Source organism: Kitasatospora viridis, from assembly GCF_007829815.1.
Lineage (GTDB): Bacteria > Actinomycetota > Actinomycetes > Streptomycetales > Streptomycetaceae > Kitasatospora > Kitasatospora viridis.
In genome coordinates this window covers 2,990,159-3,008,398 of the sequence record NZ_VIWT01000001.1, presented here as the reverse complement: position 1 = coordinate 3,008,398, position 18,240 = coordinate 2,990,159, and the positions used below count along the sequence as shown (strand labels likewise).

Annotated in this window: 15 protein-coding genes; 4 read left to right on the top strand and 11 right to left on the bottom strand. The window is 74.8% G+C overall.

Going from position 1 to position 18,240, the window contains the following annotated elements:
- Positions 1 to 110 precede the first annotated feature (110 nt).
- Positions 111 to 1,553, bottom strand: coding sequence for a hypothetical protein (locus FHX73_RS13425; protein ID WP_145905231.1), 1,443 nt, complete (start codon positions 1,551 to 1,553; stop codon positions 111 to 113).
- Positions 1,554 to 1,996: 443 nt separating this feature from the next.
- Positions 1,997 to 3,241 (bottom strand): phosphoribosylamine--glycine ligase, encoded by a 1,245-nt coding sequence (gene purD / locus FHX73_RS13420; RefSeq protein WP_145905230.1) that lies wholly within the window; start codon positions 3,239 to 3,241, stop codon positions 1,997 to 1,999.
- Positions 3,242 to 3,538: 297 nt separating this feature from the next.
- Between purD and FHX73_RS13415 the strand changes: the two genes are divergently transcribed.
- Positions 3,539 to 4,333 carry an SLATT domain-containing protein gene (locus FHX73_RS13415; RefSeq protein ID WP_425461381.1) on the top strand — a complete coding sequence of 265 codons (795 nt, stop codon included), beginning with the start codon at positions 3,539 to 3,541 and terminating at the stop codon, positions 4,331 to 4,333.
- Between the two features lie 40 nt (positions 4,334 to 4,373).
- On the opposite strand, the gene FHX73_RS13410 is transcribed toward FHX73_RS13415, so the two are convergent.
- The 3 genes from FHX73_RS13410 to FHX73_RS13400 all read right to left on the bottom strand — a co-directional run bounded on the left by FHX73_RS13410 (position 4,374) and on the right by FHX73_RS13400 (position 6,739).
- Positions 4,374 to 5,021: a hypothetical protein gene (locus FHX73_RS13410; RefSeq protein WP_145905229.1), complete on the bottom strand. Its 648-nt coding sequence runs from the start codon at positions 5,019 to 5,021 to the stop codon at positions 4,374 to 4,376.
- A 73-nt stretch (positions 5,022 to 5,094) separates the two neighbouring features.
- Positions 5,095 to 5,880 carry a GntR family transcriptional regulator gene (locus FHX73_RS13405; RefSeq protein ID WP_246213504.1) on the bottom strand — a complete coding sequence of 262 codons (786 nt, stop codon included), beginning with the start codon at positions 5,878 to 5,880 and terminating at the stop codon, positions 5,095 to 5,097.
- A gap of 58 nt (positions 5,881 to 5,938) precedes the next feature.
- A complete protein-coding gene (locus FHX73_RS13400; RefSeq protein ID WP_145905228.1) occupies positions 5,939 to 6,739 on the bottom strand; it encodes a carbon-nitrogen family hydrolase in 801 nt (266 codons plus the stop codon).
- Positions 6,740 to 6,854: 115 nt separating this feature from the next.
- On the opposite strand from FHX73_RS13400, the gene FHX73_RS13395 reads away from it, so the two are divergent.
- On the top strand, positions 6,855 to 7,691 hold the full coding sequence (locus FHX73_RS13395; protein ID WP_145905227.1) for a maleylpyruvate isomerase family mycothiol-dependent enzyme: 837 nt from the start codon (positions 6,855 to 6,857) through the stop codon (positions 7,689 to 7,691).
- Here the strand turns inward: FHX73_RS13395 and FHX73_RS13390 are convergent.
- The 5 genes from FHX73_RS13390 to pdhA form a co-directional block, all read right to left on the bottom strand.
- Entirely contained in the window at positions 7,681 to 9,054 is a 1,374-nt protein-coding gene (locus tag FHX73_RS13390) for an MFS transporter (RefSeq protein WP_145905226.1), read from the bottom strand. The two genes, FHX73_RS13395 and FHX73_RS13390, sit on opposite strands and share 11 nt — an antisense overlap.
- 68 nt (positions 9,055 to 9,122) lie before the next feature.
- Positions 9,123 to 10,352, bottom strand: coding sequence for a M64 family metallopeptidase (locus FHX73_RS13385; protein WP_145905225.1), 1,230 nt, complete (start codon positions 10,350 to 10,352; stop codon positions 9,123 to 9,125).
- 243 nt (positions 10,353 to 10,595) lie between these two features.
- Positions 10,596 to 12,005, bottom strand: coding sequence for a dihydrolipoamide acetyltransferase family protein (locus tag FHX73_RS13380; protein WP_145905224.1), 1,410 nt, complete (start codon positions 12,003 to 12,005; stop codon positions 10,596 to 10,598).
- 13 nt (positions 12,006 to 12,018) lie between these two features.
- Positions 12,019 to 12,990 (bottom strand): alpha-ketoacid dehydrogenase subunit beta, encoded by a 972-nt coding sequence (locus FHX73_RS13375; RefSeq protein ID WP_145905223.1) that lies wholly within the window; start codon positions 12,988 to 12,990, stop codon positions 12,019 to 12,021.
- A gap of 6 nt (positions 12,991 to 12,996) precedes the next feature.
- A complete protein-coding gene (gene pdhA, locus FHX73_RS13370) occupies positions 12,997 to 14,142 on the bottom strand; it encodes a pyruvate dehydrogenase (acetyl-transferring) E1 component subunit alpha (RefSeq protein WP_425461380.1) in 1,146 nt (381 codons plus the stop codon).
- A gap of 359 nt (positions 14,143 to 14,501) precedes the next feature.
- On the opposite strand from pdhA, the gene FHX73_RS13365 reads away from it, so the two are divergent.
- Complete coding sequence (locus FHX73_RS13365; RefSeq protein ID WP_145905221.1) at positions 14,502 to 15,161, top strand: response regulator; 660 nt, start codon at positions 14,502 to 14,504, stop codon at positions 15,159 to 15,161.
- Positions 15,162 to 15,237: 76 nt separating this feature from the next.
- A complete protein-coding gene (locus FHX73_RS13360) occupies positions 15,238 to 16,338 on the top strand; it encodes a phosphotransferase (RefSeq protein WP_246213503.1) in 1,101 nt (366 codons plus the stop codon).
- Between the two features lie 7 nt (positions 16,339 to 16,345).
- Here the strand turns inward: FHX73_RS13360 and FHX73_RS13355 are convergent, their stop codons facing one another.
- Entirely contained in the window at positions 16,346 to 18,112 is a 1,767-nt protein-coding gene (locus FHX73_RS13355) for a protein kinase domain-containing protein (protein WP_145905219.1), read from the bottom strand.
- Positions 18,113 to 18,240: the final 128 nt, after the last annotated feature.

Genomic DNA, 18,240 nt, shown 5'->3' with positions numbered 1-18,240 from the left:
TGCCACGGAAAAATGCGTGTGGCCCAGCAGACCACACAGTGCCGGTACCGCGTCACCCCAAGTGAGCAACTGGTGACGGACGTTCCCCGATCGAGCGATCCCCTGGACGGTCAGCCCAGCCTGACCGGTTGTTCCAGCCGCACCCCGGCGGCCTCCAGCCAGGCGCGCAGCCCGTCCACCGCGCCCTGCTCGACCGCCTCCACCACCGGCTCGGCCAGGTCGCCCCGGCGGACCCCGCCGAGCAGCAGCACCGGACCGTCCAGCCAGTCCAGGCCCGGCTGTCCGCCGACCCCGTCCACCGCCGCGCAGCAGACCATCGCGGTCACGCAGTCGGCCAGCTGGTCGCCGCCGCCGGACAGCGCCCGGGCCAGCTCCGGCGCCCGCCCGGCGCCCAGTTGGGCCAGCAGCCGGGCCAGCGTGCCCGGCTGCGGGCCGTTGCCGCGCACCGGCGCGACGGCGTCCAGCGCCTCCTGCAGCGCCATCGCCCGCAGCCGCCAGCCGCGGTCCACCACCTGCTCCGGGTAGTCCGTCCAGAGCAGGTCGGCCGGGCCACCCGGCATCGGGCCGTGGAACAGCTCGGCGGCCAGTGCCGAGACGGCCGCGTCCATCTCGCCCGGCTCCTCCAGCAGGTCGCAGGCCGGGCGGTCGCCGAGCCGGCTCTCGTAGCCCTCGGCCAGCCGGTCCCGGCGGGACAGCTCGGTGAGCGCGGCGGCCACCCCGGCGTTCAGCTGCACCGGGCAGCGGCCGAGCCGCCAGGCCGGCGTGGCCACCCGGGTGAGCAGCCGGTCCCAACCCGCGTAGGCCAGCCCGACCTGGCCCTGGGCGGCGATCCGCAGCCCGTAGTCCACCGCCCTGGCCTGCTCGGCGGCGGCCGCCGCGGCGGACCGCTCCAGCTCGGCCGCGTGCGCCCGGCAGGCCCGCAGCAGGGTCCGGTCGATCCGGTCGAAGAGCCGGGAGAGCGGGCCGAGCCGGCCGGTGCCGAGCGCCGCGTCCAGCCCCCGGACGAACCGGCGGGCGGCGGCGATCTCCGGGTCGGCCGCGGCCGCCGTGCCCGCGGCCACCGGCGCGAGCAGCGCCAGCAGTTCGCCGGCCCGCATCCACCAGAGGAACGGCGAGCCGATCACCAGCAGCGGAGGTTCGGCGCCCGCTCCCGGGCGCTCCTCCAGCCAGCTGTCGCAGTCCGGGGTGAGCGCGATGCCGCTCGGCGCGGGCACCCCGAGCCGCGCGGCCAGCTCCTCGACCAGCCGGTACAGTTCGGGCGCCTGCCGCTCGGCCACCGGTATCGCGGGGGTGCTCGGCGGCACCGCCCGGGCGTGCCGGCGGATCGCGGCCAGCGCGACCACCGCCACCAGCACGGCGAGCAGGCCGACGGCCCAGCGGGCGGCGTCCCAGCCGGCCCGGTCGGGCGAGCCGGCGGCGCCGAGCCGCCCGGTCCACCCGCCGGCCAGCAGCACCACCGCCACGGCGGCCGGCAGCACGGCGGCGGCCCGGGCCAGGGCCCGGATCCGCAGCAGCGCGCGGGCCCGGGCACGAGCAGCGTCGAGAGCGGCCATCCGGTGCTGCACCCCCTTCGGAGTCGGACAGATGTCGGGCGGGTCGTCAACAACCGCTCCGGGCCGGCGGTCCCGCCGTCCGTGGAAGCGTCCTCCCGCTCAGGTGTGACGCACACGGACGGGCCGGTGTTCCGAGCCGGTCGGGAATCCACCCGGACCGGTGACCCGGGAGCCGGGCCGGTGTCGTCCGCCCCAGCAGCTTCCCCCCGTGCGCCCCGGTGCACCCGGCGGCGACCGCGGTCCGGCCCCGCGATCCAGCGCACCCTACGGCCGCCGGCGGGCCCGCGTCAGCCGGATGTCCAGGCTTTCACTCGAAGGGCTTGAATCGCCCGCCCGTTCGCCCTCCGGCCCCGGACCCCGGCGGCCGGCACAACGGCCAGGGGCGCTGCGTCCATGGGGGTGTCCCCCGGACGCAGCGCCCCTGGTGGTGGGCGGTCCGGCCGCTACTGGGCGGCCTTCAGCGCGATGTCGGTGCGGTGCTGGGAGCCCGCCAGCCGGATCTTCGCCACCCCGTCGTAGGCCCGCTCCCGGGCCTCGGCGAGGTCGGTGCCGGTCGCGGTGACCGAGAGCACCCGGCCGCCGGCGCTGACCACCCGGCCCTGCTCGTCCAGCTTGGTGCCGGCGTGCAGCACGAAGGCGCCGCCGTCCGCCTCGGCCTCGGCCAGGCCCTCGATCACGTCGCCGGAGCGCGGCGCGGCGGGGTAGCCCTCGGCGGCCACCACCACGGTGACCGCGGCGCCCTCGTCCCAGCGCAGCGGCTCCAGGTCGGCCAGCGTGCCGTTGGCCGAGGCCAGCAGCACGCCCGCCAGCGGGGTGCGCAGCCGGGCCAGCACGACCTGGGTCTCCGGGTCGCCGAAGCGGGCGTTGAACTCGATCACCCGGGTGCCGCGCGAGGTGAGCGCCAGGCCCGCGTAGAGCAGGCCGGAGAACGGGGTGCCGCGGCGGCGCAGCTCGTCCACGGTGGGCTGGAGCACGGTCTCCAGCACCTCGGCGACCAGGTCCTGGGGCGCCCAGGGCAGCGGCGAGTAGGCGCCCATGCCGCCGGTGTTCGGGCCGGCGTCGCCGTCCAGCGCGCGCTTGAAGTCCTGGGCGGGCTGCAGCGGGAGCACCGTGGTGCCGTCGGTGATCGCGAAGAGCGAGACCTCCGGGCCGTCCAGGTACTCCTCGATCACCACCTTGTCGCAGGCCGCGGCGTGGGCCAGCGCGGCGGTGCGGTCGGCGGTGACCACCACGCCCTTGCCGGCCGCCAGGCCGTCGTCCTTGACCACGTAGGGGGCGCCGAAGGCGTCCAGCGCCTCGGCCGCCTCCTCCGGGGTGGTGCACAGGTAGGAGCGGGCGGTGGGCACGCCGGCCCCGGCCATCACGTCCTTGGCGAAGGCCTTGGAGCCCTCCAGTTGGGCGGCCGCGCCGGACGGGCCGAAGACCGGGATGCCGGCCGCCCGGACCGCGTCGGCCACGCCGGCCACCAGCGGTGCCTCGGGGCCGACCACCACCAGGTCGGCGGTCAGTCGGGCGGCCAGCTCGGCGACGGCGGGGCCGTCCAGCTGGTCCACCGGGTGGACCGTCGCCAGCTGCCCGATGCCGGCGTTGCCGGGTGCGCAGTGCAGCTCGCTGACGGCGGGATCTTGGGACAGGGAGCGGCACAGGGCGTGTTCGCGGGCGCCGCCGCCGATGACGAGGACCTTCACGCTGCGCAAGGGTAGCCGGTGACCGGAACCGGGCGGTCCACCGGGCGGCGCGCCGGGCGCCGCGGACCGCCCGGTTCGGCCGACCGGTGGACCCGGTCAGGTTCGCGGAGCGGACCGCCCTCGCTCGGACGAGTGAAATCCCTCCGACTTCCGCAACCGTCCCACCAAGGGGTTCTGACGCCTTTTCGGGTAACGATCCGTCCGGTCCGGCCCACATGCTCAGCCATTTGGCGGTAAGAAGTGCTGTTGGATACCCAGCAGAGCCCAGCAGTCAGGCCCGTCAAGGGAGCCCCACAGGTGAGCCAGCCCGAAATGCAGCCCGAGGAAAGTCCCTGGGGCAAGGACGTCGGCGAGGAGGACCAGCCCACGCCCGCGGCCGGCGCCGGCCGGGACCGGGCCGCCACCCGCCGCCGCGCCGACCTGAGTGCCCGCCAGTTCCCCCTGGGGGACTGGGGGGAGCCGGCCGAGCGGCTGGAGGAGCTGTACCGCTGGTCCGAGGAGCGGGCCGTCGAGGCGATCGAGTGGTACCGCCGGGACCGGCTGTGGAAGCGCCGCTGGGCCCGGGTGCTGCGGTTCGGCGCGGTCGTGCTCGGCGTCGCCGGGGTGGCCCTGCCGCTGGTCCAGCTGACCGGCCGGCTGCCGCACGGCAGCGCCTGGGGCTACGTCGCGCTGGCGCTGGCCGGCGGCTGCCTGGGCGCCGACCGGGCCTTCGGGCTCTCCAGCGGCTGGATGCGGGACGTCTCCACCGGGCAGGCGCTGCAGCGCCGCCTGGAGGCCTTCCAGTTCGACTGGGCCTCGGAGTGCGTGCGCGAGGTGCTCGGCCCCACCGAGGGCACCGCGGGCGAGGCGGCCGAGCGCTGCCTCGGGGTGCTGCGGCGGTTCTGCGAGGACGTCTCCGAGCTGGTCCGCGGCGAGACCTCGGAGTGGATGCTGGAGTTCCGGGCCCGGATGACCCAGCTGCCCACCCAGGCGCCCGGCTCCTGGGGCGGCCGCTCGGAGGCCGGGGTGCCGGCGCAGGTGCGGGTGCTGCCGCCGCCCGGTACCCGGCCGACCATGCCCCGCCAGCGGCCGCCGGAGGGCCCGCTGCGCTGAGCCGCCCGGCGGTGGCCGTCCCGGTGGTCGCGGTCGCCGGTCAGGCGAAGACGATCATCGAGCCCTGGGTCAGGCTCCGGGTCGCCGCCGCGTACAGCCCGGCCCAGGCGTGCCGCTCCCGGGCGTACGGGTGCAGGTCGTCCAGCGGCGGGCCGAACGGCTGCTCCAGCCCGGTCGGGCCGAGCGGCCGGGTCGGCCCGGGCGGGTTCATCGGGTCGATGCCGAGCACCGGGGCGATCGCCTGCAGCTCGCGCACCAGCCCGTACGAGGAGCCCAGCGGCCCGCCGGAGGCGAGCAGGGCCTGGTCCACCAGCGGCACGTCGAACTCGATCGGCACGTAGGCGCCGGCGTGGTCGAAGTGCCAGACCAGGTGGGACTGCTCGGCGGTGGCCTCGAACATCTCCAGCAGCTGCTCGTAGTCGCCGCCCAGCGCGTCCACCGGGGTCAGCTCGAAGCCGGTGAGCTGCAGCAGGTAGGCCCGGCGCAGGAAGTGCAGCGAGTCGTAGTCGAAGGCCGCTATCGGCTCCACCCCGCCGGTGATCCCGGGGGCGAACTGGTACACCGGCACCGGCGGCAGCCCGCGGGCGGCCAGCGCGGCGTTGTAGAGGCCCAGGTCCTCGCGGAACGGGTTCTCCGGGCTGTGGGTCAGCACGTCCACCAGCGGGACCAGCCAGAGGTCGCAGGCCACGAGCGGTTCTTCCTCTCCGGGCGGGCTGGGGGGACGGGCGCGGCGCCGATCCGCCGGCGGCGCCCGATCAACCCTACCGGCCCGGCGCGGGGTCGGCGGTGGACCGCTCCCCGGCACCCGCGGTGAGCAGGCCCAGCACGGTGACCGAGTCCAGTGACTCGCCGGTCAGCCGGGCCAGCAGCCGCACGGTGAACAGGTTGTAGTCGTCCAGCAGCCGGCGGGCGCCGGCCAGGTCGGCGGCGGCGATGAGCTCGACCAGCTCGGGCTGCCGGTCCCAGCAGAGCCCGGCCAGCTCGCCGCCGGACCGCAGGTAGGGCGCGGCGAACATCCAGGACTGCACCCGCAGCCAGTCCAGGTACTCGGCGATCCGCCGGTTCTCCAGGAACTCGGCGATGCCCTGCCAGAACCGCCGGTCGCAGCCGACCATCACGTCCAGGTTGCCGGCCCGCACCGCCCGGGCCGCCGCCTCGGCCCGCCGGCGCAGCGGGCCCAGCCGGTCCGGGTCGGGCACGGCGTGCCGGACGGCGAACTGCCGGAAGGCGCTGTCGGTGAGCAGCGTGCGGGCCTCGAAGATCTCCAGGAAGTCTGCCCAGCGCAGCTCGGGCACGGTGAAGCCGCGGTGGTGCTCGGCCCGCAGCAGCCCCTGGGCGGCCAGGTCGACCAGCGCCTCGCGGGCCGGAGTCGCCGAGACCCCGTAGAGCTCGGCGATCTCCTTCACCGTGAAGTTGCTGCCGGCCGGCAGCCGACCGGCCATCAACTCCTCGCGCAGCGCCCCGGCGATCTGCTCGCGCAGGCTGTTGCGCTGGATCGGCAGGCGCCCGGAACCGGCCCCCACGTCGCCGAGACCGAGTACGACCACCGCACACCTCCTCCGACGCCGACCGGACCGAACGGCAATCCTCGCAGACCGGAGCGGGTCAGCGCCGCTGGGCCGGGGCCGGGATGCCCAGCAGGCGGTCCCGGAGCACCGGGAACTCGGCGCGCGCCCGGGCCACCTCCGCCGGGTCGAACTCCACCGTGAGCACCTCCTCGTCCGGGCCGGCCTCGGCCAGCACGGTGCCCCAGGGGTCCACCACCACGCTGTAGCCCGCCTGTTCGACGCCGGCGTGGGTGCCCGCGGTGTTGCAGGCCAGCACGAAGGCCTGCTCCTCCACCGCGCGGGCCCGGGCCAGCAGGCTCCAGTGCTCGCGCCGGCGGGCCGGCCAGGCGGCGGGCACCACCATCAGCTCGGCGCCGGCGTCCAGCAGCGCCCGGAAGAGCTCCGGGAAGCGCAGGTCGTAGCAGGTGGCCAGGCCCAGGGTGGCGAACTCGGTGCCGGCCGTGACGATCTCCTGGCCGGCCCCCATCGCCACCGCCTCGCCGCTGTCGAAGCCGAAGCGGTGGATCTTCCGGTAGGTCTGCACCAGGTCTCCACCGGGGGAGAAGACCAAGGAGGTGTTGTAGACCGGCCCGTCCGGATCGCGCTCGACGATCGAGCCGGCGTGCAGCCAGGCACCGATGTCCTTGGCGGCCCGCGCCATCAGCTCGGCGGTCGGGCCGTCCAGCGGCTCGGCCCCGGCTGACCAGGCGTCATAGGCGAACCCGCCGAGCGCCCAGAGCTCCGGCAGGACCACCAGGTCGGCACCCCGCTGGGCGCGCACCAGCGCGTCCGCGCGGGCCCGCCGCTCGGCCACCGGTTCGGCGTCGGAAACGGAGAGTTGGATCAAAGAGGCGCGCACACTACCACCGTCCACGTCAAGAGACCTACGATCGTCACCCGAAAGCGCTGCCCTGCTCTCACCAGGCAGCGTAACGTGCGGTGGGGATCGCCGGAGCGGAAGAAAAAAGGACACTGTGACCGACAATCAGGTCGTCCAGACCTACACGGATGCCTGGACGCACGCCATCGAGGCCATATCCGAGCTGTTGGCGGCGCTGCCCTCCGACTCGTGGAACCGGGCGACCGAACTGCCCGGCTGGTCGGTGCGCGACGTCGTGTCGCACGTGATCGGCGTCGAGTCGGAACTGCTCGGCGATCCGCGCCCGATCCACTCGCTCCCGAGCGACCTCTTCCACGTCAAGGACGACGTCTCCCGCTACCTCGAACTCCCGGTCGACAAGCGCCGTTGCCACACCTCGCCGGAGATGACGGCCGAGCTGGAGTACGTGATCATCCGCCGCGCCCGGTCGCTGCGCAACGCCACCACCGGAGCGGACGACCCGGTCGCCATGCCGCTCGGCCCGGGCGCCTACCAGGTGCCCTACCAGCGGCTGCTGCAGCTGCGGGCGATGGACCTCTGGGTGCACGAGCAGGACCTGCGGCGGGCCCTCGGGCTGTCCGGCAACCTGGACTCCCCCGGCGCCCCGATCACCCGCGACGTGCTGCTGGCCGGCCTGCCCCGGGTGGTCGCCAAGAGCGCCGGCGCGCCGGCCGGCACCACCGTCGCCCTCGACGTCGGCGGCCCGCTGGAGTTCCTGCGCACCGTCCGGGTCGACCAGGACGGTCGCGGCTCGATCGACGACCGGATCACCCTGGGCCCGGACGTGCGGTTCAGCACCGACTGGGAGACCTACCTGCGCCTGGCCACCGGCCGGGTCCGGGCCGACGGGCTGCCCGCGGGCCGGCTGCGGGTGGACGGCGACCAGGAGCTGGCCGAGCGGATCCTGGCGAAGTTCTCGGTCATGCCGTAGCGGCGGCCCGCCCGACCTGGCGGTGCAGCCGCAGCACCATCGCGGTGCCGACCGCCATCGGCACCGCGAGCCAGCAGAAGGCGATCCGGAAGGCGCCGGCCGAGTAGGTCTCGGCGCCGCCGGAGACCGCGTCCAGCAGCAGCCCGACGCCGAGCAGGGTCAGCATGGTGGCCACGAAGCCGCCCATGTTGGCGATCCCGGAGGCGGTGCCCAGCCGGTGCCCCGGGTTGTGCGCGCGGGCGTACTCCAGGCCGACCAGCGAGCCGGGCCCGTTGCTGCCCATCGCCACGATGAGCAGCAAAAGCAGCCAGAACGGCGGGTGCCCGCCGGGCCAGGCCAGCGCCGCCGCCCAGCTGGCCGAGGTGCCGGCGATCACGCCCAGGGTGATCGGCATCCGGGCCTGCGAGGAGCGGGAGAGCAGCCGGCCGAAGAGCAGGCCGAAGGCCATGTTGCTGAGCACCAGCAGGGTGAGCAGCCCGGCCGCCCCGCCGCGGCTCATGCCCTGCCCCTCCACCAGGTAGGGCAGGCCCCAGAGCAGCGAGAAGGCGTTGCCGGGGAACTGGGTGGTGAAGTGCACCCACAGGCCGAGCCGGGTGCCCGGCTCGTGCCAGCACTCCCGGATCCGGGCCAGCAGCGAGGGCTGCGGGCCGTCCGCCACCGGCGCCGCCGACTGCTGCCCGGACGGGCCCGGCGGGACCTCCCGCAGCCAGAGCGCGACCAGCGCGAAGACCGCCACCCCGAGCAGCGCCGTGCCGGCGAAGGTGGTGGTCCAGCCCTCGGTGTGCAGCGCCCGGGCCAGCACCACGGTGGTGACCAGGTTGCCGCCCATGCCGGCCAGGCCGGTGAGTTGGGCGACCAGCGGGTTGCGGGCGGCCGGGAACCAGCGGGCGGCGATCCGCAGGACGCTGATGAAGGTCATCGCGTCGCCGCAGCCGAGCACCGCCCGGGAGGCCAGCGCGGGCCCGAAGGAGGTGCTGAAGGCGAAGGCCAACTGCCCGGCGCTGAGCAGCAGCACGCCGGCCAGCAGCACCCGGCGCGGACCGTACCGGTCCACCAGCAGGCCGACCGGGATCTGCATCGCGGCGTAGACCAGCACCTGGAGGATGGAGAAGGCGGAGAGCGCGGAGGCGCCCACGGAGAACCGGTGCGCGGCGTCCAGCCCGGCGACGCCGAGGCTGGTGCGGTGGATCACCGCCAGGACGTAGACGCTGACCCCGATGCCCCAGGCCAGCCAGGCGGCCCGGCCGCCGGGCGGGAGGGCGGCCTCGGGGTGCGGGGTCCCGGGGAGCCGGCCGGGGGCGGGCCGGGGCGCGGGGACGGACGCGGGCAGGGACGGGGAGCTGGTGGCGGGGTCCGCGGGCATAGTGCACCCAGATTAGTCATCCCATCATTCGATGGTTCTATCGGGTACATACCGATCCGGTCGCGGATTCAGCCGGCCAGCGTCCAGCTCACCGTACGGGTCATGTGCTGGTCCCGGAAGGCCTCGTCCCGCACCCAGTCGGTGGTGTCCCGCACCGTCGCGGTCACCGTGGTCCGGTGGCCGGCCGGCAGGCCCAGCGCCGCCGGGTCCAGCCAGGTCTGGTCCGGGGCCTGCGAGGCCACCGGGTGCCCGTCCACCTTCCACTGCACCTGGAGCCGCCGGCCGCCCTCCAGGGTCAGCGGACGGACCGTCAGCCGCGGTCGGCCGCTGACCTGGCCCGGGCGCGGGTCGACGCCGTCCAGCGGGGAGACCCGGCGGTAGAGCTGCTCCAGGATCGCCTCCCGGGAGGGCAGGTTGTAGCTGCCGCCCAGGGTCCGCATCACCGAGTCCTCGGTCGGGCGGTAGACCCCGTTGGCGCTCCGGTAGGCGCCCACCTCGCCGCCGCCGTCCGGCGACTGCGCGCCCAGCCAGCGCCACCACTTGGCGTGGTCGCGGCGCATCGCGTCGGCGCCCTCGCCGGACAGGTTGGGGTAGTCGGTGTCGGTCGGCGCGCTGTCGTACTCGTCGCCCAGGTCGCCGACGGTGTGCCCGATCTCGTGCTGGATGATCCGGCCGGCGTCCGGGCTGCCGCCGGCCAGCGTGGTCACGCCGGTGCCGCCGGCCCCGCCGTACTCGACGGAGTTGGCCAGCGCGATCAGGTACTGCGGGCCCTCGCCGGGGCCGGCGTAGCGGGCGGTGGCGGCCTCGTCGGCGCAGAGCAGCCGGGCCGTGCCCTCGCACCAGAAGTGCATGCCGAGCGGGGTGGCCGGGCGGGCGCCGCGGCCGTCGGTCTCGGCGATCCCGGAGGTCGGGGAGACCACGTCCACCCGCCGTATGTTGAAGAAGTCCCGGTAGCTGCGGAACGGCTCGATGTCCATCAGGGCCCGCCAGGCCTGGTCCGCCTGTTGGTGGAAGAGGTCCTGCTGGGCGGCCGTGTAGCCGTCGCCGAGCAGCACCAGGGTGATCCGGTTGGCCGGGTCACCGGTGCGGCGTATGTCCACGGTGGGGGCCGCGCCGATGCCGCGCAGCCGGGCCGGCGCGACGCCGCCGCGGGGCGGCAGCGCGCGGTCCGGGAGCAGTCCGAGCGAGCCGAGCGGCTCCGGGTCGGCCAAGCCGGCCAGCGCGGGCGCCACGGCGGTGGCGAGCAGGACGAGTGCGGCCAGACTCCGGATGAGACGGCCAGGGCTGCCAGGCGTCATACCGATGGTCCTCGGTGCTCCGGTCACCCGGCGGGCGCTCGGGTGGGGGATTGCTCAGAGGTACCCCCGCCGCACCGATCATCTGACTTTTCCACCCCAGATCTCACCCGATCGGCGGCTGGCCAACGACGACGGGGCCTGACCCGCGAACGCCCTTTCGCACACCAACCGACCGGAACCGGCGACGGCCCCGGGCCGGCCCGGTCTCCCGAACCCGCCCGGGGCCGCCCGGCCCGGGACTCGTCAGCCCCAGGTGATCAGCTTCTTGGGCTTCTCCAGCACGGCGGCCGTGTCGGCCAGCACCTTGGAGCCCAGCTCGCCGTCGACCAGCCGGTGGTCGAAGGAGAGCGCCAGGGTGGTCACCAGCCGCGGCACGACCCGGCCCTTGTGCACCCAGGGCAGCTCCCGCACCTGGCCGAATGCCAGGATCGCGGCCTCGCCCGGGTTCAGGATCGGGGTGCCGGTGTCCACGCCGAAGACGCCGACGTTGGTGATCGTGACGGTGCCGCCGGACATCGCCGCGGGCGAGGTCTTGCCCTGCCGCGCGGTGTCGATCAGCGCGCCCAGCTCGGTGGCCAGGGCGGGCAGGGTGAGCGCGCCGGCGTTCTTGATGTTCGGCACGATCAGGCCGCGCGGGGTGGCCGCCGCGATGCCCAGGTTCACCTGGCCCTTGACCACGATCTCCTGGTTGGCCTCGTCCCAGGCCGCGTTGATCTCCGGGTAGCGCCGCACCGCGGTGAGCAGCGCCTTGGCGACCAGCAGCAGCGGGGAGACCCGCACGCCGGGGCCCAGCTCGCCGCTCTCCTTGAGCTCGCGCACCAGCTTCATCGTCCGGGTCACGTCGACCTGGACGAACTCGGTGACGTGCGGCGCGGTGAAGGCCGAGGCGACCATCGCCTGGGCGGTGGCCTTGCGCACGCCCTTGACCGGGATCCGCACGTCCAGGCCGGTGGCCGGCGGCGGCGCCGCCTCGACCGGCGCGGCCTCGACCGCGGCGGCGACGGGGGCCGGCAGGGCGGGGGCCGGGGCGGCGGCCGCGTGCACGTCCTCGCGGGTGATCACGCCGTCCTTGCCGGTCGGCACCACGGTCGCCAGGTCGACGCCGAGGTCCTTGGCCAGCTTGCGCACCGGCGGCTTGGCCAGCGGGCGCTCACCGGTCACCGGCACGGCCGCGACCGGCGCGGCCGGGGCGACGGGTGCGGGCGCCGCAGCCGCGGGCGCGACCGGGGCGGCCGGCGCGGCGGCGGTGGTCCGGCGGGCCCGGCGCTGGGCGGTGCCGGTGCGCGGGCCGTAGCCGACCAGCACGGGCTCGCGCTTGGCCGGCTCGGCCTCCTCCGCGGCGGGTGCCGGGGCCACCGGGGCGGCGGCCGGCGCGGCCGGAGCCTCGCCCGGCGCACCGGCCACCGCGACCGCGATGATCGCCGTGCCCACGTCGACCGTGGTCCCCTCCGGGAAGTGCAGCGCCTCGACCACCCCGTTGTAGGGGATCGGCAGCTCGACGGCGGCCTTCGCGGTCTCGACCTCGCAGACGACCTGACCGTCCGTCACGGTGTCGCCGGGCTGGACGTACCACTTGAGGATCTCGGCCTCGGTCAGGCCCTCGCCGACGTCCGGCATCTTGAACTCACGGAGTGAGCGCACTTCGGTGGTCATGGACTCACTCCTCTCAGAACGCCAGGGCGCGGTCGACCGCGTCGAGCACGCGGTCCAGGTCCGGCAGGAACTGCTCCTCGACCCGGGACGGCGGGTACGGCGCGTAGTAGCCGCCGACCCGCAGCACCGGGGCCTCCAGGTGGTAGAAGCACTGCTCGGTCAGCCGGGCGGCGAGCTCGGCGCCCATGCCCATGAAGACCGGCGCCTCGTGCACCACGACGGCCCGGCCGGTCCGCTTGATGGAGGCGGCCAGCGTCGGGAAGTCGATCGGGGAGAGCGAGCGCAGGTCCACCACCTCAAGGCGGTGGCCGTCCTGCTCGGCCGCCGCGGCGGCCTCCAGGCAGGTCTTCACCGTCGGGCCGTAGGCCAGCAGGGTCAGGTCGGTGCCGGGGCGGACCACCTTGGCGGCGTGCAGGTCGAGCGCCGGGGCGGCGCTGATCTCGGCCTTGTCCCAGTAGCGGGCCTTCGGCTCCAGGAAGATCACCGGATCGTCGGACTCCACCGACTGCCGGAGCATCCAGTACGCGTCGTCCGGGTTGGACGGGGTGACCACCCGCAGGCCGGCGGTGTGCGCGAAGTAGGCCTCGTGCGACTCGCTGTGGTGCTCGACGGCGCCGATACCACCCGCGTAGGGGATCCGGATGGTGACCGGCATCTTGACGTGCCCGAGCGCGCGGGCGTGCATCTTGGCCAGCTGGGTGACGATCTGGTCGAAGGCCGGGTACACGAAGCCGTCGAACTGGATCTCCACGACCGGGCGGTAGCCGCGCAGCGCGAGGCCGATCGCGGTGCCGACGATGCCGGACTCGGCGAGCGGGGTGTCGATCACCCGGTCCTCGCCGAAGTCCTTCTGCAGACCGTCGGTCACCCGGAAGACACCGCCGAGCTTGCCGACGTCCTCCCCCATGACCAGGGTCTTGGGGTCGGCCTCCAGACAGCTGCGCAGTCCCTCGTTGATCGCCTTCGACATGCTGAGCTTGGACATCTAGGGCTACTCCCCACCCTCGAAGGACTGCGCGTACGCCACGTACTCGGCCCGCTCCTCGGCCACCAGGGCGTGCGGCTCGGCGTAGACGTGGTCGAAGATCAGGGTCGGGTCCGGGTCCGGCATCGACCGGACGCCCTCGCGCACCCGCAGGCCCAGGGCCTCGCTCTCGGCGTCGACCGCGGCGAAGAACTCCTCGTCCGCCAGGCCCTCGCGCTCCAGGTGGGCGCGCAGCCGGGAGATCGGGTCCTTGGCCTTCCAGGCCTCGGTCTCCTCGCTGCTGCGGTAGCGGGTGGGGTCGTCCGAGGTGGTGTGCGCGCCCATCCGGTAGGTGAACGCCTCGATCAGCACCGGGCCGGAGCCGCTGCGGGCCCGGTCCAGCGCCCAGCGGGTGACCGCGAGGCAGGCCAGCACGTCGTTGCCGTCCACCCGCACGCCCGGGAAGCCGAAGCCGGCGGCGCGGCGGTAGAGCGGGATCCGGGTCTGGGTGGTGGTGGGCTCGGAGATCGCCCACTGGTTGTTCTGGCAGAAGAAGACCACCGGGGCGTTGTAGACCGAGGCGAAGGTGAAGGCCTCGTTGACGTCGCCCTGGCTGGAGGCGCCGTCGCCGAAGTAGGCGATCACCGCGTCCTCCGCGCCGTCCTTGGTGATGCCCATCGCGTAGCCGGTCGCGTGCAGGGTCTGCGAGCCGATCACGATGGTGTAGAGGTGGAAGTTCTTCTCGTTCGGGTCCCAGCCACCGTGGTTGACCCCGCGGAACATCCCGAGCAGGTTGAGCGGGTCCACCCCGCGGCACCAGGCGACGCCGTGCTCGCGGTAGGTGGGGAAGGCGTAGTCGTTCTCCCGCATCGCGCGGCCGCTGCCGACCTGGGCCGCCTCCTGGCCGAGCAACGAGGCCCACAGGCCCAGCTCGCCCTGCCGCTGCAGCGCGGTCGCCTCGCCGTCGAACCGGCGCACCAGCACCAGGTCGCGGTAGAGCGCCCGCAGCTCCTCGGGCGTGACGGTCAGCGGGAACTCCGGGTTCTCGACCCGCTCGCCCTCGGGCGTGAGCAGTTGGACGAGCTCGGCGGGGGCGTCCTGCCCCGTGCGGAGGCTGTCGGGGACGCCGGGGGCGGCCTTCTTGCGCGCCCTCGACGTGCTTTTGACGGTCACGTTCACTCCTCGGTCTGTCCGGCCGCCCGGGGTCGCCGGTGCCGGTCCGGTCACCCGTTCCGCTCGGCGCGCTGGGTGTGCGGCCGATGGCGAGACGGGTGGTGATCCTTTTCCGACGGCTTCCCACGAGAACGTTACCCAGCGAGCGCGTTCGGCGCGCCTGCGCTAGGACGTCCTACTTGTTCCGACCGGGCTGGGCCGAACCCGGGCATGGAGCAGCCTCCCGGTGGGGCTCGTCAGGACACCAGCGCACGCTATCCGGGCGGGGCGCTCCGCGTAAGGGGGTTGACCGGACAGATTGTGCGGACCGGGAGTGCGGTGATGGCGCCGTGACTGTCTGGTTATGGGAGCATTCGACAATGAGCAAAAACGGACGAATCAGGGTTTTTCTCCTCGATGACCACGAGGTGGTCCGACGCGGCGTCCACGAACTGCTGTCCGGCGAGGACGACATCGAAGTGGTCGGCGAGGCCGGCACGGCCGCCGAGGCGCTCAGCCGGATCCCGGCGGTGCGGCCCGACGTGGCGGTGCTCGACGTGCGGCTGCCGGACGGCAACGGCGTGGAGGTCTGCCGCGAGGTGCGCTCCGCGGACCCGCGGATCCGCTGCCTGATGCTCACCTCGTTCTCCGACGACGAGGCGCTCTTCGACTCCATCATGGCCGGCGCCTCCGGCTACGTGCTCAAGGCGATCCGCGGCACCGACCTGCTCTCCGCGGTGCGCGACGTGGCGGCCGGGAAGTCGCTGCTCGACCCGGTGGCCACCTCCCGGGTGCTGGAGCGGCTGCGCACCGGCGGCGAGCCGGAGGACGAGAAGCTGGCCCAGCTGACCCGGCAGGAGCGGCGGATCCTGGACCTGATCGGCGAGGGCATGACGAACCGTCAGATCGGCAACGAGCTGCACCTGGCGGAGAAGACCGTGAAGAACTACGTGTCCAGCCTGCTGGCCAAGCTCGGCATGGAACGGCGCACCCAGGCGGCCGCCTATGTCGCACGACTGGGCACGGAACAGCAGCACTGAGCCACCGATCGGTCAGTGGGCGAATACAATCCGCCAAGCCGCCCGCACTCATCCAGCGGCGCTACGATCACGGCACGTGACAGAGAGTCAGATCCTCGCGGAGGCCGACGGGTTCGTCGAGATCGACGGCCCCGACGCCGCCGCCCCACCGGTCGGCACGCTCAGCCCACCGGTCCCCGACTGGGCCATCGCCAGGGTGCTGGCCCGCTACCGGACCGGGCCGGTGCTGGACGTCGAACCGGTGGCCGAGGGCCTGCTCAACCGCTGCTGGCGGATCACCACCGGCACCGGCCGCTACTTCCTCAAGTGCTACGTGGACCAGAGCACCGCCGCCCCGGCCGCGATCGCCGCCCAGCACCGGGCCACCGTCCGGCTGGCGGCCCGCGGGCTGCCGGTGCCGCCGCCGCTGGCCGACCGCGCCGGACGCACCGTCAACCAGCTGCTCGGCCGCCGGTTCGCGCTCTACGCCTGGGTGCCCGGCCGGCACCGCGCCGGGGCGGAGCTGACCGGCGAGGAGTGCGCCGAGCTCGGCGCACTCCTCGCCCGGCTGCACGGCGCACTGGCCGAGGAGTGCGCCCCGGTGGTGCAGCCGGTCGCACTGCCGAGCGCCGACCCGCGGGCCACCGCCGCGCTGATCGCCGAACTGCGCGGGCTGGCCGCCGGGCACCGCCGGTACTGCGCCTTCGACCGGCTGGCCGAGCGCCGGCTGGCCGAGCGGCTGGACCTGCTGGTCACCCACCGGCACCGCCGCCCGGCGCCCACCGCGATCGGCCGCTCCGGCTGGGTGCACGGCGACTTCCACGGCCTGAACCTGCTGCACCTGGGCGGCCGGGTGAGCGCGGTGCTGGACTGGGACCGGCTGCGGGTGCGGCCGGTGGCCGAGGAGGTGGTGCGGGCCGCCACGCTGGTCTTCAACCACCCGGTCACCGGCGAGCTGGACCTGGCCCGGGTGCGCCGCTACGCCCGCGGCTACCGCTCGGCGGCCGGCGCCCCGGCCGAGGAGCTGGCGCTGGCCGTGCACCGGGTCTGGTGGGAGCGGCTGAACGACTTCTGGATGCTGCGCTGGCGCTACCAGCGCGACGACCCGCGCGCGGACCCGCTCTTCCCGGCCGCCGCCGCCCAGACGGTCTGGTGGTGCCAGGAGTACGAGCAGGTCCTCGACGCGTTCGTGAACTGAGCCGCCGTCAGCCCAGCGTGGGCAGGCCGCTCGGCTTGGTGCTCGGGCTGGGCGGCGGCGCGGTGCTGTGGCCGGAGGTCGGCGAGTCCGTCGTCTCGCCGCTCGGCGAGGCCCCGCCGCTGGCGCTCGGCGAGCCCGAACCGCTGGCGCTGGGCGAGCCGCTGGCGCTGGCGCTCGGCGAGCTGGAGCGCCCCGGCCGGGAGGTCTGGTAGGTCTGCTGCCCGCCGTCGGTCGGAGTGTACGACGGCGCGTGGCTGGCGCGGCTGGGCGACGGGGTGATCACCGGGCTCGGGCTCGACGAGGTCGGCTCGTCGGTCGGCGACTGCGGGGCCGAGCTGGAGGCGCCGGGCGCGGCCGGGGTGCCGCCGGTGCTGCCGCCGCCGTTCGCGGCCACCGCGATGCCGATGCCGGCCGCGGCGAGCAGCAGCGCGCCGAGCCCCCAGGCCAGCGCCTTGCGCCGGCCGCGCGGCTGCGGCTCGTGGTAGCCGTCGTCGTACCCGCCGTCGTAGCCGTCCCCGTCACCGCCGCCGTAGCCGCCACCACCGCCGTGCGGGCCGCCGCCGCCCTGGTACGGGGCGGCCGGGGTCTGGTAGCCGCCCGAGCCGTGCGGCAGCACGGCGGTGCGGTCGCCCACGCCGCCCAGGATCGTGGTGGCCGCCGTGGCGGCGATGCCGCCGGGCGGGGTGCCGGTGCCCAGCACCGTGGTCGGGTAGTTGGAGCCGGCCGCGTGCATCTCGCGCAGCGCGTGCTGCACGTGGGCGCGGAACTCGTCGGCGCTCTGGAACCGCTCGTCCGGGTTCTTCGCGAGCGAGCGCAGCACCAGGTCGTCCAGCTGCCACGGCACCCGGTTGTGCACCCGCGAGGGCGGCACCGGCGGGTCCTGGACGTGCTGGTAGACCACGGCCAGCGGGGTGTCGCCGACGAACGGCGGACGCAGCGTCAGCAGCTCGTAGAGCATGCAGCCGGCCGCGTACAGGTCGGAGCGGTGGTCCACCGGCTTGCCCAGCGCCTGCTCCGGCGACAGGTACTGCGGGGTGCCCATCACCATGCCGGTCTGGGTCATGGTGGTGGCCCCGCCGGCCAGCGCCCGGGCGATGCCGAAGTCCATCACCTTGACCGCGCCGGCGGTCGTGATGATCACGTTGGCCGGCTTGATGTCGCGGTGCACGATGCCGTGCCGGTGGCTGTAGTCCAGCGCCTCCAGCACCCCGGCGATGATGATCAGCGCCTGGTCCACCGGCGGTTCCTGCTCGCCCACCAGCAGCTCGCGGACGGTCCGGCCCTCGACCAGCTCCATCACGATGTACGGGGTCGACTCGGCCCCGACCATCTCCTCGCCGGTGTCGTAGACGGCGACGATCGAGTGGTGGTTGAGCGAGGCGACCGAGTGCGCCTCGCGGGTGAAGCGCTGGCGGGCGATGTCGTCCTGGGCCAGCTCGGCGCGGAGCAGCTTGACCGCCACGGTGCGGCCGAGCCGGATGTCCTGGGCGGCCAGCACCTCGGCCATGCCGCCCCGGCCCAGCCGGTGGGTCAGCCGGTAGCGGCCGTCGCCCAGGGTGCCGAGCGCGGCGGCGGTGCCCCGGCCCGGGGTCGCCGGGCCGCCGTACGGCTCGCCGCCCGGCTGGCCCGCCGCCCTGGCGGCGGTGGTCTCCTCGGCACCGGTTGGCAGAGGCGTCTCGCGGGTGAGCGCGTCGTCGGGGTCCGCCTGCGGCCCCTGCCCGGTGAAGGGCTCGCGCTCTTCCTCGCCGTCGCCCGGCTGCTGCGTCTGTGCCATTACTCCTCGCCCCGGGCCGACGCTCTGGTCGCGGTCGCCCTTTCGATTCGCTTCCCAGAACGCTACCGCCTCCGGGCCCGCCGCCCCGAATGCCGACGTGGGCCCGGGACGGCTGCGCGGGCCGCCGG

Excerpts from the sequence above, each read along its gene's own strand:
- FHX73_RS13355 (WP_145905219.1), bottom strand. The coding sequence starts at position 18,112 with ATGGCACAGACGCAGCAGCCGGGCGACGGCGAGGAAGAGCGCGAGCCC.
- FHX73_RS13365 (WP_145905221.1), top strand. The coding sequence starts at position 14,502 with ATGAGCAAAAACGGACGAATCAGGGTTTTTCTCCTCGATGACCACGAG.
- FHX73_RS13425 (WP_145905231.1), bottom strand. The coding sequence starts at position 1,553 with ATGGCCGCTCTCGACGCTGCTCGTGCCCGGGCCCGCGCGCTGCTGCGG.
- FHX73_RS13390 (WP_145905226.1), bottom strand. The coding sequence starts at position 9,054 with ATGCCCGCGGACCCCGCCACCAGCTCCCCGTCCCTGCCCGCGTCCGTC.
- FHX73_RS13380 (WP_145905224.1), bottom strand. The coding sequence starts at position 12,005 with ATGACCACCGAAGTGCGCTCACTCCGTGAGTTCAAGATGCCGGACGTC.
- FHX73_RS13375 (WP_145905223.1), bottom strand. The coding sequence starts at position 12,990 with ATGTCCAAGCTCAGCATGTCGAAGGCGATCAACGAGGGACTGCGCAGC.
- FHX73_RS13385 (WP_145905225.1), bottom strand. The coding sequence starts at position 10,352 with ATGACGCCTGGCAGCCCTGGCCGTCTCATCCGGAGTCTGGCCGCACTC.